17 protein-coding genes and 1 tRNA gene are annotated in these 18,480 nt (G+C 39.2%); 7 read left to right on the top strand and 11 right to left on the bottom strand.

Annotated elements, in window-relative coordinates; translation table 11 throughout:
- Window positions 1-6: 6 nt before the first annotated feature.
- From thiS to ANA_RS06530, 4 genes are all read right to left on the bottom strand, one after another.
- Entirely contained in the window at window positions 7-219 is a 213-nt protein-coding gene (gene thiS, locus ANA_RS06540; RefSeq protein ID WP_015079264.1) for a sulfur carrier protein ThiS, read from the bottom strand.
- A gap of 267 nt (window positions 220-486) precedes the next feature.
- A complete protein-coding gene (locus ANA_RS26460) occupies window positions 487-627 on the bottom strand; it encodes a hypothetical protein (protein ID WP_158310509.1) in 141 nt (46 codons plus the stop codon).
- 21 nt (window positions 628-648) lie between these two features.
- Window positions 649-1,431, bottom strand: a complete 783-nt coding sequence (locus ANA_RS06535; RefSeq protein ID WP_015079263.1) for a DUF4058 family protein — start codon at window positions 1,429-1,431, stop codon at window positions 649-651.
- Window positions 1,432-1,528: 97 nt separating this feature from the next.
- Window positions 1,529-2,566 (bottom strand): thiamine phosphate synthase, encoded by a 1,038-nt coding sequence (locus ANA_RS06530; RefSeq protein ID WP_015079262.1) that lies wholly within the window; start codon window positions 2,564-2,566, stop codon window positions 1,529-1,531.
- A 238-nt stretch (window positions 2,567-2,804) separates the two neighbouring features.
- Here ANA_RS06530 and ANA_RS06525 point away from each other — a divergent pair, with 238 nt between their 5' ends.
- Complete coding sequence (locus tag ANA_RS06525; protein WP_015079261.1) at window positions 2,805-4,382, top strand: DUF1565 domain-containing protein; 1,578 nt, start codon at window positions 2,805-2,807, stop codon at window positions 4,380-4,382.
- A 325-nt stretch (window positions 4,383-4,707) separates the two neighbouring features.
- On the opposite strand, the gene ANA_RS06520 is transcribed toward ANA_RS06525, so the two are convergent.
- The 5 genes from ANA_RS06520 to ANA_RS06500 all read right to left on the bottom strand — a co-directional run bounded on the left by ANA_RS06520 (window position 4,708) and on the right by ANA_RS06500 (window position 9,868).
- The gene (locus tag ANA_RS06520; RefSeq protein ID WP_015079260.1) at window positions 4,708-5,430 is read right to left on the bottom strand and encodes a hypothetical protein; all 723 of its coding nucleotides are present in this window, start codon (window positions 5,428-5,430) and stop codon (window positions 4,708-4,710) included.
- Between the two features lie 87 nt (window positions 5,431-5,517).
- Window positions 5,518-7,605 carry an S-layer homology domain-containing protein gene (locus ANA_RS06515; RefSeq protein ID WP_015079259.1) on the bottom strand — a complete coding sequence of 696 codons (2,088 nt, stop codon included), beginning with the start codon at window positions 7,603-7,605 and terminating at the stop codon, window positions 5,518-5,520.
- A 479-nt stretch (window positions 7,606-8,084) separates the two neighbouring features.
- Window positions 8,085-8,444 (bottom strand): hypothetical protein, encoded by a 360-nt coding sequence (locus tag ANA_RS06510; protein WP_235081967.1) that lies wholly within the window; start codon window positions 8,442-8,444, stop codon window positions 8,085-8,087.
- A 340-nt stretch (window positions 8,445-8,784) separates the two neighbouring features.
- Window positions 8,785-9,480: a LabA-like NYN domain-containing protein gene (locus ANA_RS06505; RefSeq protein WP_015079257.1), complete on the bottom strand. Its 696-nt coding sequence runs from the start codon at window positions 9,478-9,480 to the stop codon at window positions 8,785-8,787.
- 301 nt (window positions 9,481-9,781) lie between these two features.
- Window positions 9,782-9,868, bottom strand: a tRNA-Ser gene (locus ANA_RS06500).
- Window positions 9,869-10,416: 548 nt separating this feature from the next.
- Between ANA_RS06500 and ANA_RS06495 the strand changes: the two genes are divergently transcribed.
- The 3 genes from ANA_RS06495 to ANA_RS06485 all read left to right on the top strand — a co-directional run bounded on the left by ANA_RS06495 (window position 10,417) and on the right by ANA_RS06485 (window position 12,245).
- Window positions 10,417-10,785, top strand: coding sequence for a 2Fe-2S iron-sulfur cluster-binding protein (locus ANA_RS06495; protein WP_015079256.1), 369 nt, complete (start codon window positions 10,417-10,419; stop codon window positions 10,783-10,785).
- 40 nt (window positions 10,786-10,825) lie between these two features.
- Window positions 10,826-11,380: a thermonuclease family protein gene (locus ANA_RS06490; protein ID WP_235081966.1), complete on the top strand. Its 555-nt coding sequence runs from the start codon at window positions 10,826-10,828 to the stop codon at window positions 11,378-11,380.
- 61 nt (window positions 11,381-11,441) lie between these two features.
- The gene (locus ANA_RS06485) at window positions 11,442-12,245 is read left to right on the top strand and encodes an inositol monophosphatase family protein (protein WP_015079254.1); all 804 of its coding nucleotides are present in this window, start codon (window positions 11,442-11,444) and stop codon (window positions 12,243-12,245) included.
- Between the two features lie 356 nt (window positions 12,246-12,601).
- On the opposite strand, the gene ANA_RS27435 is transcribed toward ANA_RS06485, so the two are convergent.
- Window positions 12,602-13,012 carry a hypothetical protein gene (locus ANA_RS27435; RefSeq protein WP_015079253.1) on the bottom strand — a complete coding sequence of 137 codons (411 nt, stop codon included), beginning with the start codon at window positions 13,010-13,012 and terminating at the stop codon, window positions 12,602-12,604.
- Between the two features lie 8 nt (window positions 13,013-13,020).
- Window positions 13,021-14,007, bottom strand: a complete 987-nt coding sequence (locus tag ANA_RS06475; RefSeq protein ID WP_015079252.1) for a GntR family transcriptional regulator — start codon at window positions 14,005-14,007, stop codon at window positions 13,021-13,023.
- 214 nt (window positions 14,008-14,221) lie between these two features.
- Between ANA_RS06475 and ANA_RS06470 the strand changes: the two genes are divergently transcribed.
- The 3 genes from ANA_RS06470 (at window position 14,222) to ANA_RS06460 (ending at window position 18,476) form a co-directional block, all read left to right on the top strand.
- Window positions 14,222-14,962, top strand: a complete 741-nt coding sequence (locus tag ANA_RS06470) for a dienelactone hydrolase family protein (RefSeq protein WP_015079251.1) — start codon at window positions 14,222-14,224, stop codon at window positions 14,960-14,962.
- Window positions 14,963-15,090: 128 nt separating this feature from the next.
- Window positions 15,091-15,993 carry a S1 RNA-binding domain-containing protein gene (locus tag ANA_RS06465; RefSeq protein WP_015079250.1) on the top strand — a complete coding sequence of 301 codons (903 nt, stop codon included), beginning with the start codon at window positions 15,091-15,093 and terminating at the stop codon, window positions 15,991-15,993.
- Between the two features lie 239 nt (window positions 15,994-16,232).
- Entirely contained in the window at window positions 16,233-18,476 is a 2,244-nt protein-coding gene (locus ANA_RS06460) for an FdhF/YdeP family oxidoreductase (protein ID WP_015079249.1), read from the top strand.
- Window positions 18,477-18,480 lie beyond the last annotated feature (4 nt).

Here is an 18,480-nt window from a genome sequence, read left to right as displayed (position 1 = left end):
CTTATTTTAGCCACCACCAACTATAGTGACTACTTCTAAGCGATCGCCATTTTTGATTTGAGTTTCAGTCCAAAATTGACGATGTAAGATTTCACCGTTATATTCTACTGCGATTAAGCGCAGATTAAAACCCAACTGTTGGAGTAATTCTGGTAAAGCAGTTGGGGATAAACAATTGCGAGTTTCTCCATTGACTTGGAGATGAATTTGATTAGACATAAAGCGGGAAAAATTTTGAATTTAGGACTTATGAAAATAATAATGTAGTCAGAATCAGGATGTCTGGTTACTGAGCGAAGTCGAAGTACAGGATTAAAGGATTAACAGGATGAAATAGGGATTTTATCACCAATTGTCAATTGTACATTCTTGAAATCTATTTCGTTGTTGAAATTAGCGGCTTCAGTTGGCACTGGAGATGTATCAACTATACTAATTGGAGCAACAATAATATTCACAGTTATAGTTACTGTCAGCACCCTTTATTTATTTGATGCGGTGCAGTTGGGAAAGAAAATACTGAGTTGCTAGGGTCGGTTGATCTGATTCGATGAGCGATCGCACTACAGCTACCCAATCCCTTCTTGAAGTGTGGATTTTGTTTATGTAGCTGCGATTTCTAGTCACCAGAGTTGGTATGAATTTAGACTATAAATCTTGCTCTTTTAATAACTTATTTACCCAAATCAAATCAGTTTCTTGAATTGGGGGAATTGGTTCGGAATTATAATCTATTGCTAAATCTAAACCTGCACGATCAAATAAATCTTGAATCACATTTTGTAAATCTACTAAGGGTTCTATATCTTCTTTTTGTAGAGGTAAGAAAAAGGCGGGAATTGCTTCTGATAAATTAAAAGGATATAATTCTGCTCTAGGTCGTAATTGACTACGACTAACTAAAATTTGATAATCTGATTTAATATTATTATCTAATATAGGCATAGATTCACCAGCACGTAATAAATCTATTTCGACTAAATGTGTAGAACTTCCTAATATTTGTAATCGTTTAGTTTGATATGCTTTTCTTCCTTCTCCTTGACGTTTATTTTTAGGTGAAAGTAATTCAATTACTGTGATCACTTCACCTGTAGCAACTTCTCTCACTTCTAAATAAGTTTCTCTAATTTCTTCTGGTATGGGGATATTTACTGTTACGGGTTTAACAGGTGGAGAAACTACAGCAATGTTAGATGATTTCTGAGTTGTAGGTTTTAAAGAACGGGCGATCGCCACATCAGGAATACCAATTAAAACAGAGTTGCGATCAGTATCATGATAAACTCTTTTTTCCACTGCTACTCTGTATTTTGGTCGCAACTGTGGTATCAATGACTCAGCTAGTAATGTCAGAATCCAATGATGTACTTCTGGCCAGAGTTCAGGATTTTCTAAGTAGGGGTTCATTCCTGGAAATGGTGAAGGCATAATAAATAAATTATCGGTTAAATATCTTTTAACCTACAGCATAGCAAAATTTTTTCCTGAAATTGATTTCATAGTTTAATCCGATTTTTCTTCTTTTCTATTTAATTCTGTGCAGTTGCGAAAGAAAATACTGAGTTGCTAGGGTAGGTTGATCTGATTCGATGAGCGATCGCACTACAGCTACCCGTTGCGCCCCTGCCTTCATCACATCATTAAGATTACTCATATCTATTCCCCCAATTGCAAACCAAGGAATTTGACAATTTTGAGAAACATACTTCACATACTCTAAACCCGCTGCGGCTTTACCTACTTTAGTCGGTGTTTCATACACAGGCCCCACACCAATATAATCCGCACCTTCGGCAATTGCCCCTTGCATTTCTTGGGGATTTGTGGTAGAGCGTCCGATAATGCGCTGATGTCCCAGTAATTGACGCGCTACAGCAATGGGTATATCCTGTTGTCCCAAATGGACACCATCAGCATCTACAGCCAAAGCTAAATCTACCCGATCATTAATAATGAATAAAGCCCCATAATGGTGACATAATTCACGCAGTCTTATCGCCCGTTCTAAGCGGACTAAATCATCAGCGGTCTTTTCCCGGTACTGTAACAGAGTTAATCCACCTTGAAGAGCCGCTTCGGTAATTGCGAATAAATTATCTGCGGGAGATGTTACCAGATATAAATGCGATCGCCATAATAACTGATGACGCTGATAACCCATCAAATTACTTTCCAGGGTATAAACTTGATAACGCATTTGTTTACAAGCCGCTCCCATATTCCCATGATAAAGCTTGCCATATTCTTCTAATACGCGCAAAGCTTCCTGCACCCGGCAAAAATTAGCCTGTAATAGCGATGTAATATCAGCCCGTTGTTCCTCTTGGGGATGACTCAAATCCGTTCCTGGATCACCCTGTGTATCTCGTGCTGCGCGGATTTCTGCCGTATGCCAAGTACCCAACTCCTGACGCAAGTGTTTACATATACCTGAAAACTGGGCATTATTTAAACCAAACCGACACCATTCTTCAATAATTCGCAACCCTTCACGAGCGCGATCTAAATTAGCATCTAAAATGCGATAAACAGTTTGTTGTGTGTGACTATGGGCTGAAACCATTACAAAACCTCATTTTTAATGCTTTTATAGTAATAGCCAGCCTGATTCATATTTTAATATTTTAATTATTAAATACTTGCTAACTAATCGTGGTCAATTTGTCAAGATACAAGTAGCATCGTAGACATACTATCATGAAATAGTATAAAAATTAATTGTATAACAGTTGATATCCAGTCTCAGATCCAAATAAACTTTCAGTGTTGTTGCTATAAATTTTAGAGGAGTTTTATAAAAAATGATAGTCCCCCAAAAATCTGTGAACACCCGACAAAACTCCCTGAGTTGCTCAATTTTGAGTTTAACAGTTGGTTTAGGAGTAACGAGTACAATACTCTTCATAACAAGTGCAAGTAGTGTCTTTGCTCAAGTTCCGAGGGTTGGCGAACAAATACTTCAAGGTGAAAAAACAATTTCTCAGATTAACCAATCATTTGTCAACCCCAGTACAGGAAATGACAAAATAGGTAATGGTAGTATTAGCGCACCTTGGCGGACAATTAGCCAAGCCCTAGAAGCATCACCTTCTAATAGTGTAATTATCCTCTCTCCCGGTACATATAGCGTCCAAAGTGGAGAAGTATTTCCTTTAATGTTGAAACCTGGTATAGCCATTCAAGGCAACATTAACAATAAAGGCCAAACTGTGACAATTACTGGTGGTGGCGAATTTCTCAGTCGCCGATTTGGTGGTCAAAATGTGGCTATTGTCGGTGCTAACCAAGCTAGTTTAAGTGGTGTCACCGTCACTAATACCAATTCTCGTGGTTATGGATTATGGATTGAATCCAGTAATATTATAGTTCGGGAAAATACCTTTACTAATAATACCCAAGATGGAATTGCTGTCGCTGGTGATGGGACACCCAGTATTAGTAAAAATGTTTTTGTTCGCAATGGTGCTAATGGCATAACTATTTCTGGAAATGCTCGCCCCGAAATCAGGGAAAATATCTTTCAAGAAACTGGTTTTGGGATTAATATTGCCCAAAATGCGTCTCCTGTGGTGGTAGCTAACCAAATTCAGAATAATAGATCGGGGATTATTGTCCAAGCAAATGCTACACCAATGTTAAGGAATAATCTGATTCAAGGTAACAGAGAAGATGGTCTAGTCGTAATTGCCCAAGCTAGACCAGATTTAGGTAGTAGTTATGACCCAGGCAAGAATATCTTTCGGAATAATGGTCGTCATGATATCAACGCCCAAACTGCGAAGTTGGTGATTTCTGCGGCAGGAAATAATTTGGTTAGCGATCGCATCAGTGGTAAAGTGGATCTTCAAGGTACAACCGCATCTACAGCCAGAAATCCTGGTGCTAATTCTTTATCAACAGAAACTTCAGCCCGCAGGCCAATCACATTTTCTGCCCCCACAGTTCCCAATGCTCCTCATCAAAGAACGGTAACACCTTTAAAAATTAAACCCGTTTCTAATCCCAATCAATTGCCACGAGTACCAAATAATCTATCTAATCCATCCCAATTTAATTATACTCAACTTGATTCTGGTGCTATTGAATTTGTAGCTCCTCAAGCAGCCACAGGGGAAAATATGCAAAATTCAGCCCCAATATCAGACCCTCAAATTTATACAGCTACTGGGCAAAATGTCAGTTACCGGGTGCTAGTGTTGGTTGCAAATCAGCAGCAACAGAATTTAGTCAGTTCTCTGGTTAATGATGCTTTTCCCAAGGTTTGGCAAGGCCGCAGGGTGATGCAGGTGGGAGTTTTCAATAGTCAAGAAAGTGCCTCGGAAATGGTTAACCTCTTCAATAGCAAAGGTTTCAAATCAGTTGTTCAGGCTGTGAAATAATTGGTCATTGATCTAGGGATAGCTTATTTGTTTGGCTGCAATATTCCCGCCCGGAACTTAAGTTCCGGTCTCAAAGCTAAAGTGCGTTAAAACGCACTCTGGTTAACTCAAAATCAAAAATTATCCTATTTATGCCAAAGTAGTCGGTTTTAACCGACTTTAGCTTTTAGACAGGGAATTTATTCCCTGGCTTGAAGGGACATCAATTTACGTTAAGTTGATACCAATAAGCTCTTGCTTTACCCCTACCCACAGAATCAAATGAATCAGCCGTGTTGAGTATAATAGGGAAATATTGATATTTTTCTTGACTCTTGCCTCTTGCCTAAAATGCCAACTCCAATCTTTCACTGGTGAGGGCTTTGAGTTTGGAGGTGAAGGATTCGGTGCGATCGCTCTTTTGGGGCATAAACTGACCAATAGGGGGATGATTGGCCGTTGCTGGTAGCATTAACTGTTGGGCAGGTGGGGGGGAAATTTCCTCAATAATTTGCTGTTGTCTGATATTTGCTGTTAATTGATCAGAAGGAGATGCTGGGACTGGATTTTCTGGCTCAAAGTCCCGTTTCTCTGCTGTTGGCTGTAAATTATTATTTATTTGATACTTATAACTCACTGGAGCAGGTAATAAACGAAGATTTTTATATTCTTCCATCCTGATTTCCTGTTTAGTGGGTGGTAAAACTTGTAGAGACCCAGAAGTGAGACGTTCAGGGAATTTGCTACAAATCATGCGCTCAAATTCCATATTGAAATGGTAGGTTGTCTCGCCCTTTCGTCGCCAAAAGTTCAAGATTTGCTGTACAGATACGGCTTTATAACGACCTTGATACAAAGCTTCAATAACTGCTAAATGTAACCAATGCAGGGGATATTCAGATTGCCATTGGTTAACTAGCTCACTAGCATTGTGTCCGTTGAGATCAAAGCTGTAGTGAGTTAATAACTTAGCTGCTAGTTCGGCAGGAGGTGCGAAAGTTTGAGTGACCGGGGCTGTTGTTAACATGGGCTGTGAGTTATAGGCAATAGGTATAAACATTTCACCCATCGCATCTAGCCTAACGTACTTTTAGCTACATGAGTAGTTTTTCTCACCAGCAGCAAAAGTGATAGGCAGTGTTTTCCATTCTACTTGTCAATTGCTGATATGCAAAACAACATAAGGTGAATTAATAACTTTTGTGCGTTGACTGGTGACTAATGCCTGATACACCATGGCTGCAACTTCGGCACGGGTGGCTTCCCTCGTGGGTGCTAGTAAATTGGGATCTGGATAATTAACAATAATTTTTTGCTGGGTAGCGATGGTAACTGCTGTCCGGGCATATTCGGGAATTTTATCTTGGTCAATGTAGGTTAAGGTTTTTTGAGCAGTGGCCGCAAGTCCCAGTCCGTTGACCAAGGAGACTATGACTTGTAGCCGTTGGACGTTTTGGGTAGGACGGAAGGTGCGATCGCTAAATCCGCCCACAAAACCGCCTCTGGCTGCAATTTCAATGGCGTTAGCTGCCCAAAAATCCTTGGCTATGTCTGTAAATTCTGGGGACGGACGTTTGGCTGGGGGATTAAAAGCCGCAGCAATTAAAGCTGTATATTGAGCGCGGCTCATGGCTTGATCTGGTTGGTATGTGCCATCAGCAAAACCCTGGGTTAAGTTCATACTAACTAATGCCCGAATAAATGGTTCGGCCCAATGGCCAACAATATCGGAAAAAGAGGGAATCTCTGTCTCTGGTTTGACAATATAGGCAGAGGGAAGGGGATTTTCTTGTCCTGTGGCGACTAATGCCTGATAAATTAGGACTGCGACTTCAGCGCGAGTAATTTCCCGCAATGGTTCTAATTGATCTGGTTGAGGATAATTGACAACTAATAGTTTTTGCGTAGCCACTGTCACTGCACTGGTAGCGTAACTGGGAATTTGAGCGCGATCGCTGTATACCATCAAGACGTTAGGATTACCACCACTCAAGTTTAAACCGTTGACAATGGAGACTAGGGCTTGAATTTTGGTTAAGTTATTTTCTGGTCGAAATGTGCCATCGGGAAAGCCTTTTAAAAAGCCTCTATCGGACGCACTGGCTATGGCTTTGGCAGCCCAAAAGTCGGATTTGACATCTTTGAATTTATCTAGTTGATTACTTTCCGGTAGTTGAAATGTCTTCGTCATCAAAGCTGCATATTGAGCGCGGGTAATGGGTGTGGCTGGTTGAAAAGTGCCATCAGGAAAACCACTAATAATATCTTTACTGACTAGGGCTTCCACGAAGGCTGCCGCCCAATGTCCTTCTAAATCAGCAAATCTACTGCTGACTCCGATTTGACTGGGGGTGTCAGCGGTAGCAGCGATGAAATCTATCGCCCCAATCACCTGGGGAAGACTTAATTGATTACCAACGGAGATGATTTTTTGATCTGTAACATTTTGTAAATCAAATTTACCCTGTTCTCGAAAAATGTTGTCTGCTGGGTCTTGGGGACTGCCTAAGTCGGGAACGGCATTACCGACGATTAAAAGACCACCTTGGGTGTTACTAGTGATGAGATTCCGCCGTAATACTGGTTTAGCATCACGGGAAAGGGCGATCGCTGTGCCATTGGCACAAAGTTGATTATTTGCTACTAAAGGCGCGGCAAAATCACTAATGGCTATGCCCAAAGCATTATTTTCAAATACATTCCGCAGCACTTCCCCTTTGCTATTCTTAGCTATGACTAATCCACACACTTTATTGTTAATAAACAAATTATCTACAATCCCCGGTTTCGCATTCCCAGTTATGAAAATTCCTTCTCTGGTACAGTTCTTAAATGTACTGTTGGCCACGGTAGGTATTGATGATTCAATCCACACGCCAGTACCTTTTGCGGCAGGATTAATCACCGTCACACCTAAAAGACTCGCATCACTTAGTAAAAGAAAAGTGATATTCTGTACCCCGAAACTAGGGCTTTGATATTCACCACTGCCAGAAATGATCATTTCCTGGCCTTTATTTGCCTCATTTCCTACTACCAACACTCCCGGTGGAATGGTCAAGGGAAATACCTCCCCATTGGCTGTGCTATAAGTTCCACTAGCTAACTGAATAATTGTTGATGCTTTTGCCTGTTTCAGGGCGCTGGTAATACTTTTTAGGGGACTAGGACGAGAACCCGTATTAGCATCATTTCCTGTAGCAGGATTAACATAGAGTGTGGCAACAAGACTAGAATTAACCATTGATTGTTAAACGAATAAGGTTTTAATGGTGACATCCATAATTAACCATACTTTTGACACACTCAATATTTCAAGTCGGTAATAAATAAAAATTCACACAAAAGTATCACAGCTTGAGGTGTTTGCCACTCTCAAGAAATTACCTGTCTCCACCACTATATGAACCTGACCAAACAATAAACCACAAATTACGACATCTTCCATCAATAAAGATTAAGTTAATACCAGGATAACTTTAGGTTAAATTGCGTATTTAGAGGATGTTTTAAAAGTTTTTCATGTGTAAACAGACCCCTCTCCAAACCTCTCCCCTACCAGGGGAGAGGCTTTAAAACCCCCATTCCCTTGTAGGGAAGGGGGGTAGGGGGGTTAGGTTTTTGGAGATTATGGGTTTCATATAATACTTTTCAAACAACCTCTTAGGTAAAAGACAAGAAAAAATTGATAATCGACAATTTAAAACTGGTTTTCACAAGTATTTAAACATGGCAAAATAGATCGTAATAACATAGCCAATGTTCAGGTAATGAACTTAAATAGTAGGAAATACCAAAAGCACATATTACTAAAAGTACAGGAACAACTGTAGTAAATTCTAACTTGCCTTTTTTGATCACTTCTAAGCAAGAGTTAACAATCACTAAAGGCCATAAAATAGTGATGATCACAAACATGATCAAGGATAAAAATTTCTCCTGTGGGGAAGATGTAGGGTGACGAAGAGAAAATGTTAACCAATTAGTAAAAAAATAGCCAGTCATGAGAACATAGCTAATAACTAAAGTTAATTGGATTTGATTCACTGAACTACCTACGCCTTTAATAATATAAGTTCTCAAAAATATATCTATTGAAGATATGTTTTAAGTGAATGCTAAAAACAAATTAAGAAGTGATCATGCCATACTTTAAAGTTCAGTTTTAAAGTCTGTTATGTCTATTAATGTTAATTAGCTGTTTCTACACTTGTATAGCACAGATACGAGAAAAGTGTCAAATAAAATTCAGGATTAAATCCTCTCAAATTATTTTAATTTGAGGTTGGGATAATATCTTAGCAGTCGGGAATAAAACCCTATTTTAGATGGAGTTTTATTTTATGATCAACTAATGCCCTCACCAGTAAGGTGGTTGCGATAAAATTGCAAAAAAAGGGAGGAAAATTTATATATTGGGAATTTAAACTTGGTAATTAGAAGAAGTCCGATAACTATACCCGATAGTAGAATCTTTTTGAATGTGTTGTTTAATACTATCAAAATCTATAAATTCATCAGCCACATCAATTAGGTGATTTCTAGAACGCGCTTCACTATCGCTAGTTGTTGTTTGCAAGCCAATTACTTCTACTCTAGCGCCCACATTACTAACTGCATGAACAGCATAGGATAAATCTCCGTCGCCACTAACTAAGACGGCTGTATCATAATAGGGTGCTAAAGTAATCATGTCAACGGCAATTTCTACGTTCAAATTTGGTTTTTTGTAATTATCGACAACTACACTCATATCTTTAGTAACTACACGATAGCCGTTACGACGCATCCATAAAAGAAATCCCTGTTGCTTTTCGTTGCCACTATCCATTCCTGTGTAAAAGAAAGCACGTAATAACCGAGAATTTTTTGTTAACCGACAAAGCAATTTTACATAATCAATTTCAATTCCCAATTGTAATGCGGCATAAAATAAATTTAACCCGTCAATAAAAATTGCTACTCGTCCACGATTGTCATCCTCATTAAAGCTGATATTATTAGCTGGATTAGGTTCTTTAGGCTTAATATTGCCTTTGGTTGCTGGGCTTTGCCAATGAGGTTTTTCTTTAAGTTCTTTATATTCGTTTGTTTTTTTGCTAAAATTGTCAAACTGCATTGATACCTCTGAATATTAAAGTGGGGATGTTGTTGTAGGTAAACTGACAATAGCTGAATTTTGACTAATTTGTTGCCACAGTCTTGGTTGAGTTAATACCTATCAGGTAGATTTTAGCCGATTTCTTCTAAGTGAATATGATATTTTGCCGTTTACCTGCATATACTTTACACAAAATGCCCACTTTTGGGCGAAATTCACTATTTATATCCAAAAATTATCTTTTAGTTTTATGGGTAAAGTCTGCTGTGTGAGCTTACAAGCAAATATTTTTAAATCAAACTTAGTTACTGTTGGGGAATGGAGAGAGAGGGATTCGAACCCTCGTATACATTTCTGCATAACAGACTTTCCAGGTCTGCGCCTTCAACCACTCGGCCATCTCTCCAGGTGTCTCGTTTTGCTATATTACAATAGGATTGAAAAAAAAGCAACCATTTTGGAAAAGATATTTTCTATGGCTAAGGACAGGCTGCGCTATCATCACTCCCTGACCTGAAAGTGCAGAGTTTTCAAGCAATCTTCTTTTGACACTCTCCGCGTCTTTAGACGCGGAGATTCTATAGAGAGTTTCAGTCTATATCCCTCAGTTATCCCAGTTTCAGGCAGGGTTCCTTAAATATTTGGGTTCTTGCCCTGATTTCGTTTGCCCTGGCGGGCGAAATCATATCTGACAAGCGTAACTTTCCGAGAGTCCCTCGGTAGCTTTTTATGTCTTTAGTGACAATTTAGTTGTATCACGAATATGGATTAAAATTTGAAATAATTTCAAATTTTCAAATTAACGTCAATGCAGGATAAAGGAAAGCCTCTAGCCTTCATCCCTTGTCTAAAGCCCAAATGTGGCTTCCTGAGTCAGCCACATTTTCAAGGGTTTTCGGCGTTCTTCCTTATAATTAAGTGTGAAACTCCAAATCCGCAAATCTAAAAATCAAGATGGTTCAAACCCACACAATTAAAGTTTACAATCGCCAAACTGGGACATCACATACTCTCGAAGTTCCTGAAGACCGCTATATCTTACACACCGCTGAACACAATGGGACAGAATTGCCCTTTTCTTGTCGAAATGGGGCTTGTACAACCTGCGCTGTGAGAGTTTTATCAGGAGAAATTCATCAACCAGAAGCCATTGGGCTTTCTCCTGATTTACGTCGCCAAGGTTACGCTTTATTATGTGTAAGTTACGCTCGTTCTGATTTGGAAGTGGAAACACAAGATGAAGATGAGGTTTATGAACTTCAGTTTGGGCGGTTTTTTGGTAAGGGCAAAGTTAAAGCGGGTTTACCCTTAGATGAGGACTAAGATTTTTTGTGTGTTCATGTTAATTAATTTGATAGCGAGGATGGCTACTGTAGTAGTCCGTCTTCGCGTTTTTGTAACGAGAATAATTATATTAGCTAGTTTTTTACTGTTGGTGAGTTGTCAAAGCCACAACAATTCCTCAATCATTCCCGCTAATGTAAAAATAGCACGGGTTGTGAGTGGACAAAGTTTGGAAGTTTTGGGAATGGAAGCACAACCCAATTTAATTTCCCAAGTCCGATTAATTGGTTTAGATGCACCAGATATCCGCCAACTTCCTTGGGGTGAGGATGCAAAACAATTAGTAGAAGGTTTAATTGGTGGTGCAAATCAAGCTGTGAATCTGGAATTTGATTTAGAAGCTAAGGATAAATTTAACCGAACTTTGGCTTATGTATGGAAAGATAAACTGTTGTTAAATGAAGAAGTTGTCAAACAAGGATATGCTTTATTTGTAGCGCGATCGCCTAATCACAAATACGACCAACGCCTAGAACGCGCCCAACAATGGGCAAGAATCATGGGAAAAGGCATCTGGAATCCCGATAAACCCATGCGAATCACCCCCGGAGAATTTCGCCGTCTCTCTCGTTAAAAAACGACAACTGACAACCGACAACCGACAACCGACAACTGACCACTGACAACCGACAAATATGCAAATTTTTCTAGATATTGCTACAGAAGCAGCTTTAGCCGCAGGTGTAGTTTTACAAGATTATTTAGGTAAATTAGAAGACGCAATCACCGAAAAAGGCCGTCCTGGTGATTTAGTTACCGCTGCTGATAAAGCTTCTGAACAGGTAATTTTAGAAGTATTGCGTCGCCATTTTCCCCAACATTCTATCCTGGCTGAAGAGTCGGGAAAACTGGGAAATCAAGATAATGAATTTCTCTGGGCGATTGACCCTCTCGATGGTACAACCAATTACGCCCATCAATATCCCTGTTTCGCTGTTTCTATTGGTTTGATGATTCAAGGTGTCCCCAAGGTGGGAGTAATTTATGACCCTTTTCGGGATGAGTTATTTCGGGCTGCTGCTGGTTTAGGTGCAACCCGTAACCGTCGCCCTATTCAGGTTTCTCAAACAGCGGAATTAGGTAAAAGCCTGTTAGTCAGTGGATTTGCCTATGACAGACGGGAAACCCCTGACAACAATTATGCCGAGTTTTGTCATCTTACCCATCTTACCCAAGGTGTGAGACGTGATGGTGCAGCAGCTTTGGATTTAGCTTATGTAGCCTGTGGTCGAGTTGATGGTTATTGGGAAAGGGGAATTGCGCCTTGGGATGTTGTGGCTGGGATAATATTAGTCCAGGAAGCGGGAGGAAATGTGACTGCTTATGATGGGACTCCGATCAAAATTGAGTCGGGAAGAATTTTAGCTACTAATGGTTATCTGCACGATAGCCTCAGTCAAGAATTGATGAAAGTTCCCCGTTTAGCAAGTTGGACGTAATTTTTCTATGATGTTTGTGGGTTAGAAACTTGCGTTTTTTCATGAGTCGGTTTTAACCGACTTTTGCTATTAGACAGGGAGTTTATTCAGGGGAAACGCATCTAATTTTTTTTGACAAAATACTATGTTAGTGAATCAATTTGTAAAAATATCTAATTTCATTCAAAAATTGATTAATTTCTTGATTAAAATTCTAAAAATTTAATAAATTTAGGGTAATTATTTATTGTTAATAATAAATTTATTTTGTTCATTTATATATATTAATATACTCAAAACGGTTGGGACATGGACTTTTGTGAAATCACGAAAAACCTAGATTTGTAGGAGTTTAGCATTGCTAAACCCCTACCCGCTTAAATCAAATAATTAAGGTGTGTTGAGTATAAACATCCAGTCATATCTAATACTTTAATTAATTCGGGTATTGCTGTTATCTCATTTGATTTTTCTTCTACCCCACAAATTACTGCACAAATTATTTGTTCCTTGGGGTTATTTTCAGGACAAATAACAACTGACAACTGTACGGGCGAAGCATTTGGAGAACTATTTTTGGCAATGACCGATAATTTATCTTCCAAATGCTTCGCCCCTACTGACAACTGTACGGGCGAAGCATTTGGAGAACTATTTTTGGCAATGACCGATAATTTATCTTCCAAATGCTTCCCCCCTACTAACAACTGTACGGGCGAAGCATTTGGAGAACTATTTTTGGCAATGACCGATAATTCATCTTCCAAATGCTTCGCCCCTACTGACAACTGACAAATTAAATTAATCCCAGTTCGCGTTTTAATAAATTAATGGACTGTGTGCCGATATAATTTTCACAGCGAATGAGTTTAGGTGGACGAATTAGGTCTTCTAAGACTGTTTGCATAGCTGATTGTGCGGTAGAATAGCTGACTTGATCCGTACAAAAGATAATTTCTGAGCGTTTGACGATAGCGTGTAGTTTATAAGCATCCTTGGGTTGGGCAGTCATTACTAATAATTCATCCCCGCGTAAACCGTGTAAAATGACTTCTGTGGCTCTGAGAATGCCAGGACTAAGGCTAACTATGCCGATACAACTAGATTTGGCTAGGCTTTTAACTACAGCGAGTTCCTTGCTATAATCGTGAATATCTAAGGGAATCACCCGGACAGCTTTTGGTGCAGCGATCGCTTCCACTTCTCCGATAAAATAACGACTGGTGACTAATGTGGCTGAGGTAGTTTGGTCGAGGACGCTGATAAGTTCTTCCATTGCTACGAGTTGGACTGGGATTTGCAGGGATTCTTCCAACTCATTAATCATTAATTCCCCAGCCCCAATATCTTGAGATGGGGTTACTACTAATACTCTGGCACTACAACGCAAACGCCAGTCAACTTCTGCTAAAAATATTTCCCTGGCTTGATTGAGAGAACAGCCTTGACTAAGTAACTCATCTAGGGCTTGTTCCACTACCTTATAAGCCTCAGGATGTTGTTTAAGCATGGGTGACTGGGATTTACTTCCACCCTCATGACCTTGGGCGCGGACATAGATTCCTGAACCTGCTAGACTTTCAACAAATCCTTGTTCCTCCAATTGGCGGTAAACTTTACTAATGGTATTGCGATGTAATCCAGTTTGCATTGCTAAAGCTCTGGTACTGGGCAGTTTATATCCAGGTGTATATTGCCCAGAAGCGATCGCAAATCGGATTTGATTAAATAGTTGATTAGATGCAGGAATTTCACTATCTGGCTGAATACGAAATTGAATCATTACCAATTCTGCTCCATAAAACTTATACAAATGGCCACAATTTACCTGTTAAATATATGATTGATAAGTTAGTTTGCTTTGGAAAATATTACCACAGAAGAATACACCGATTTAGGAGTAAACAGTCAGAATGAATGAAGTAGGTTGGCCGCTCCGCCAACAGGGCTAATAAATATTATTAATTCTCGCCTATTCCCTTACTACCAACTTAATTATGACAGAGCCAACAATAAACACTTCAACAATTCAAATTTCTGAAGATAATTTGCAAATCGCCGCTTATTTAGCTAAACCAACAGCAACCGGTTCTTATCCAGGAATTGTGGTTTTACAAGAGATTTTTGGCGTTAATGTGCATATTCGGGATGTCACAGAACGGATTGCTAAACTGGGATATGTAGCAATTGCTCCAGCACTGTTCCAGCGTCAAGCCCCTGGATTTGAGACTGGTTATACTGCCGACGCGATGGAAACAGGTAGAAATTATGCCTCACAAACTACAGCATCAGAACTTTTAAGCGATATTCAAGCAGCTATTAACTACCTGAAAACTTTACCCCAAGTCAAACCAGATGGATTTGGTTGTATTGGCTTTTGTTTTGGTGGTCACGTCGCCTATTTAGCTGCTACTCTCACTGATATTCAAGCCACTGCGTCCTTTTATGGTGCGGGAATTACTATCCGGACTCCTGGCGGTGGAAATCCCACTGTGACGCGGACATCAGAGATTAAAGGCACTATCTACACCTTTTTTGGTGCGGAAGATGCGAGTATTCCCCCAGAACAAGTGGAAGAGATTGCCGCCGAATTTGCAAAATATAACATTTCTCATCGGCTGTTTCGCTACGATGGATCTGATCATGGGTTTTTTTGTGACCGTCGTGCCAGTTATAATCCTAAAGCTGCGGCGGACGCTTGGGCGCAAGTCCAACAACTTTTTAGCCAATTGTCCTGACAACTGTACGGGCGAAGCATTTGGAGAACTATTTTTGGCAATGACCGATAATTTATCTTCCAAATGCTTCGCCCCTACTGACCACTGACCACTGACAAATAACAAATAATAATTTATCTTCAAACGTCATGAATTCCGAATCTAAACTTTCTCAAACAGCCAATTCGTCTTTTTCAATGGACGATTTTGCCAAAGCACTGGAAAAACACGATTACCAATTTCAAAAAGGACAAGTTGTTCGTGGCAAGATATTCCAAGTTGACCACGACGGTGCTTATGTTGACATTGGTGGTAAATCGTCGGCGTTTCTTCCCCAAGAGGAGGCTTCTTTGAGAGCAGTAACTGATTTGTCGGAAATATTACCGATGGATGAGGAACTAGAGTTTTTAATTATTCGGGATCAGGATGCTGAAGGTCAAGTTACCATTTCCCGTAAGCAATTGGAAATGCGGCAGATTTGGGAAAAACTAGCAGAAATACAAGAGAATTCCCAAACTGTTCAAGTGCGGGTAACAGGTGTTAATAAAGGTGGTGTCACTGTTGATCTTTTTGGTTTACGAGGTTTTATTCCGCGATCGCACCTGTCCGAACGTGATAACCTAGATGCACTCAAAGGTCAAAGTCTCACTGTGGGTTTTTTAGAAATTAATCGGGAAACCAATAAACTCGTTCTTTCTCAACGTTTAGCTGCTCGTTCTAGCAACTTCAGTTTATTAGAAATCGGTCAATTAATCGAAGGAAAAATCACCGGCATCAAACCTTTTGGTGTATTTGTAGATTTTAATGGTGTCAGCGCCTTACTACACATCAAACAAGTTAGCCAAAAATTCATTGAATCTTTAGACAAAGTCTTTCAAATTGGTCAACCAATCAAAGCTGTAATTATTGATTTAGACGAAGGTAAAGGTCGAGTGGCGATTTCTACCAGAGTCTTGGAAAACCACCCTGGTGAAGTTGTGGAAAACTTTGCAGAAGTCATGGCTTCAGCCGAATCTCGTGCTAATCGTGCGGCTAATAAAACGGCTGAATAGGTGATTGGTAATTGGTGATTGGTGATTGGTAGTGCGGGCATCTTGCCCGCTATAATAATATTAGAGAACTCCACAAAAAAGATGATCCAATTGAACGCAGATAAACGCAGATAAACGCAGATGAAGAGGGATAAATTAATTAATGGATTTCATGTTTCTGTGCAGCCTGATGTAAAATTGGTATAAGCTAAATATTAAAAAATCAGTCCGTAAAGAAATAAGATATAAAACTTCTATTTATGGATAATTTACCTGAAAATAAATCTAATTGCAATGCAGGTGGTGGTTTACCTGTCATCCAATACTGGATAGAAAAAACTCTGTCACCCCAAGGTTTACAATTATGGCAAACTCTCAATCATAAAAGTGCTTGTTTATCCTGTGCTTGGGGTACGGGTGGACAAAAGGGAGGCTTTGTAAATGAAGCGGGAGAATATTTACAACGTTGTGCTAAAAGTGTGGAAGCAATTGCAGCAGAATTGCAACCAGGAATTAAACAAGATTTTTTTCAAAAATATAATATTAGTGAATTACAACAACTGACTTCTCAAGAATGTGATGATTTAGGGAGACTTAGTTATCCTCTCATTCTCAAATCAGGTTCATCCCATTATCAACGCATTAGTTGGGAAGAAGTTTACGAAATTGCCACAATAGCTTTTCAACAACTACCAGAAAAGATTGCTAGTTATAGTTCTGGACGTTCTGCCAATGAAGCTGCTTATTTATTACAGTTATTAATGAGATCGCTTGGTAGTAATAATTTAGCAGATTGTTCTGATTTATGTCACGCTCCCTCAACCATCGGCTTAAAAAAAGTTTTCGGTTCAGGGACATCAATGGTAAGTTTAGAAGGCTTACAACATAGTGATTGTCTAGTTTTAATTGGTTCTAACGCACCGGCAAATCATCCGCGATTAATGAACGAATTAATCCAATTGCGGGCAAGAGGCGGTAAAGTAATTATTATTAACCCCCAAATTGAAATCGGTTTAGTTAAATTTGCCTCTCCTGCGTTTCCCGTCAAATCTTTACTCACAGGTGGTTCAGATATATCTTCTTTATATTTACAACCGATTCCTGGTAGTGATGTGGCGTTATTTGTGGGGTTGCAAAAATCTCTAATTGAACAGAATTTAATTAAAAGAGAATATCTCGCGTCTTCCACTAAAAACTGGCAACAAATTATAGATTATGCAGAAAATATATCTTGGGATAATATCACTAATACCTGCGGTTTATCTCAAGAAGAAATTACAGCCACAGCTTATCTAATTGGTAAATCAGAAAGTGTAGTATTTGCTTGGGCTATGGGAATCACCCAACAAGCCAACGGTGTAGATAATGTTTTTAGTATCGCAAATACAGCCTTAATTACAGGTAACGCTGGTAAAATTGGCGCAGGAACAATGCCCATTCGGGGACATTCCAACGTGCAAGGATTTGGTTCAATGGGTGTCACCGTCAATTTGCGCGAAGAAATCAAACAAGCATTATCAAAACTATTAGGAAAACCCGTCAGTGAAACTCCTGGTTATCATACCCGTGATTTAATAGCAGCAGCAGAATTAGGAAAGATCAATACTCTCTTTTGTTTAGGGGGAAATTTGTATGCAGCTAACCCCGATTTACAGCAAGCAAAACAGGCTTTATCGCAAATTGAAACCATTTTTTATGTAGCGACAAAACCGAATTTAGGACATTTTCACGGATTAGCAAAACAGCAAACTTTAATATTACCTGTTTTCAATCGGTTTGAAAATCCCCATAGGACGACAACGGAATCAGGTAATAATTTTGTCAGATTAAATGATGCAGGTAAAAGTCATTTACAACCAGATAATTCCGATTTGATTTCCGAAGTTGAATTAATTACAGAAATTGCTCATCGGTTACATGATGAAAATCCGATTAATTGGCGTAAATTACAAGATACAGTTTATGTCAGAGAATTAATTGCTAAAACTATTCCTGGTTATGACAAAATAGGTGAAATTGATCAAACTCAGGAAGAATTTACTATTACAGGGCGAATTTTTGAAGAACCAAAATTTCCCACTTCTGATGGTAAAGCGCAGATGTTTGTCACACCCTTACCCCAATTATCCTTACCGCATAAATCAGCTTTTGGTGTTGAGAAGAATCAATCAGGAATTGTCCTAATATTAGGAACAGGACGGAGTTATGGACAACATAATACAGTAGTTTATCGCAGTGAAGATAAATATCGCAATATGCCCCATCGTCATTGTATTTTAATGAATAGGTTGGATATTAAAAAAGCAGGATTTCAGGAACATCAACGAGTTACAGTTAAAGGAAATGCGGGAGAATTAGAGAATATTGAAATTATTTGTGGTGCAATTCGTGAAGGTGTAGCTTTCATGTTTTATCCTGAAACTAATGTTTTATTTAAAGCAGAAATTGATCCAAAAAGTGGGACACCTGCTTATAAAAGAGTTCCGGTTTTTGTGTTAAAATAATAAT

This window comes from Anabaena sp. 90 (genome assembly GCF_000312705.1).
GTDB classification, from domain to species: Bacteria; Cyanobacteriota; Cyanobacteriia; order Cyanobacteriales; family Nostocaceae; genus Dolichospermum; species Dolichospermum lemmermannii.
The sequence above is the reverse complement of the archived record's forward strand: the minus strand, read 5'-3'. Positions and strand labels throughout refer to the sequence as shown.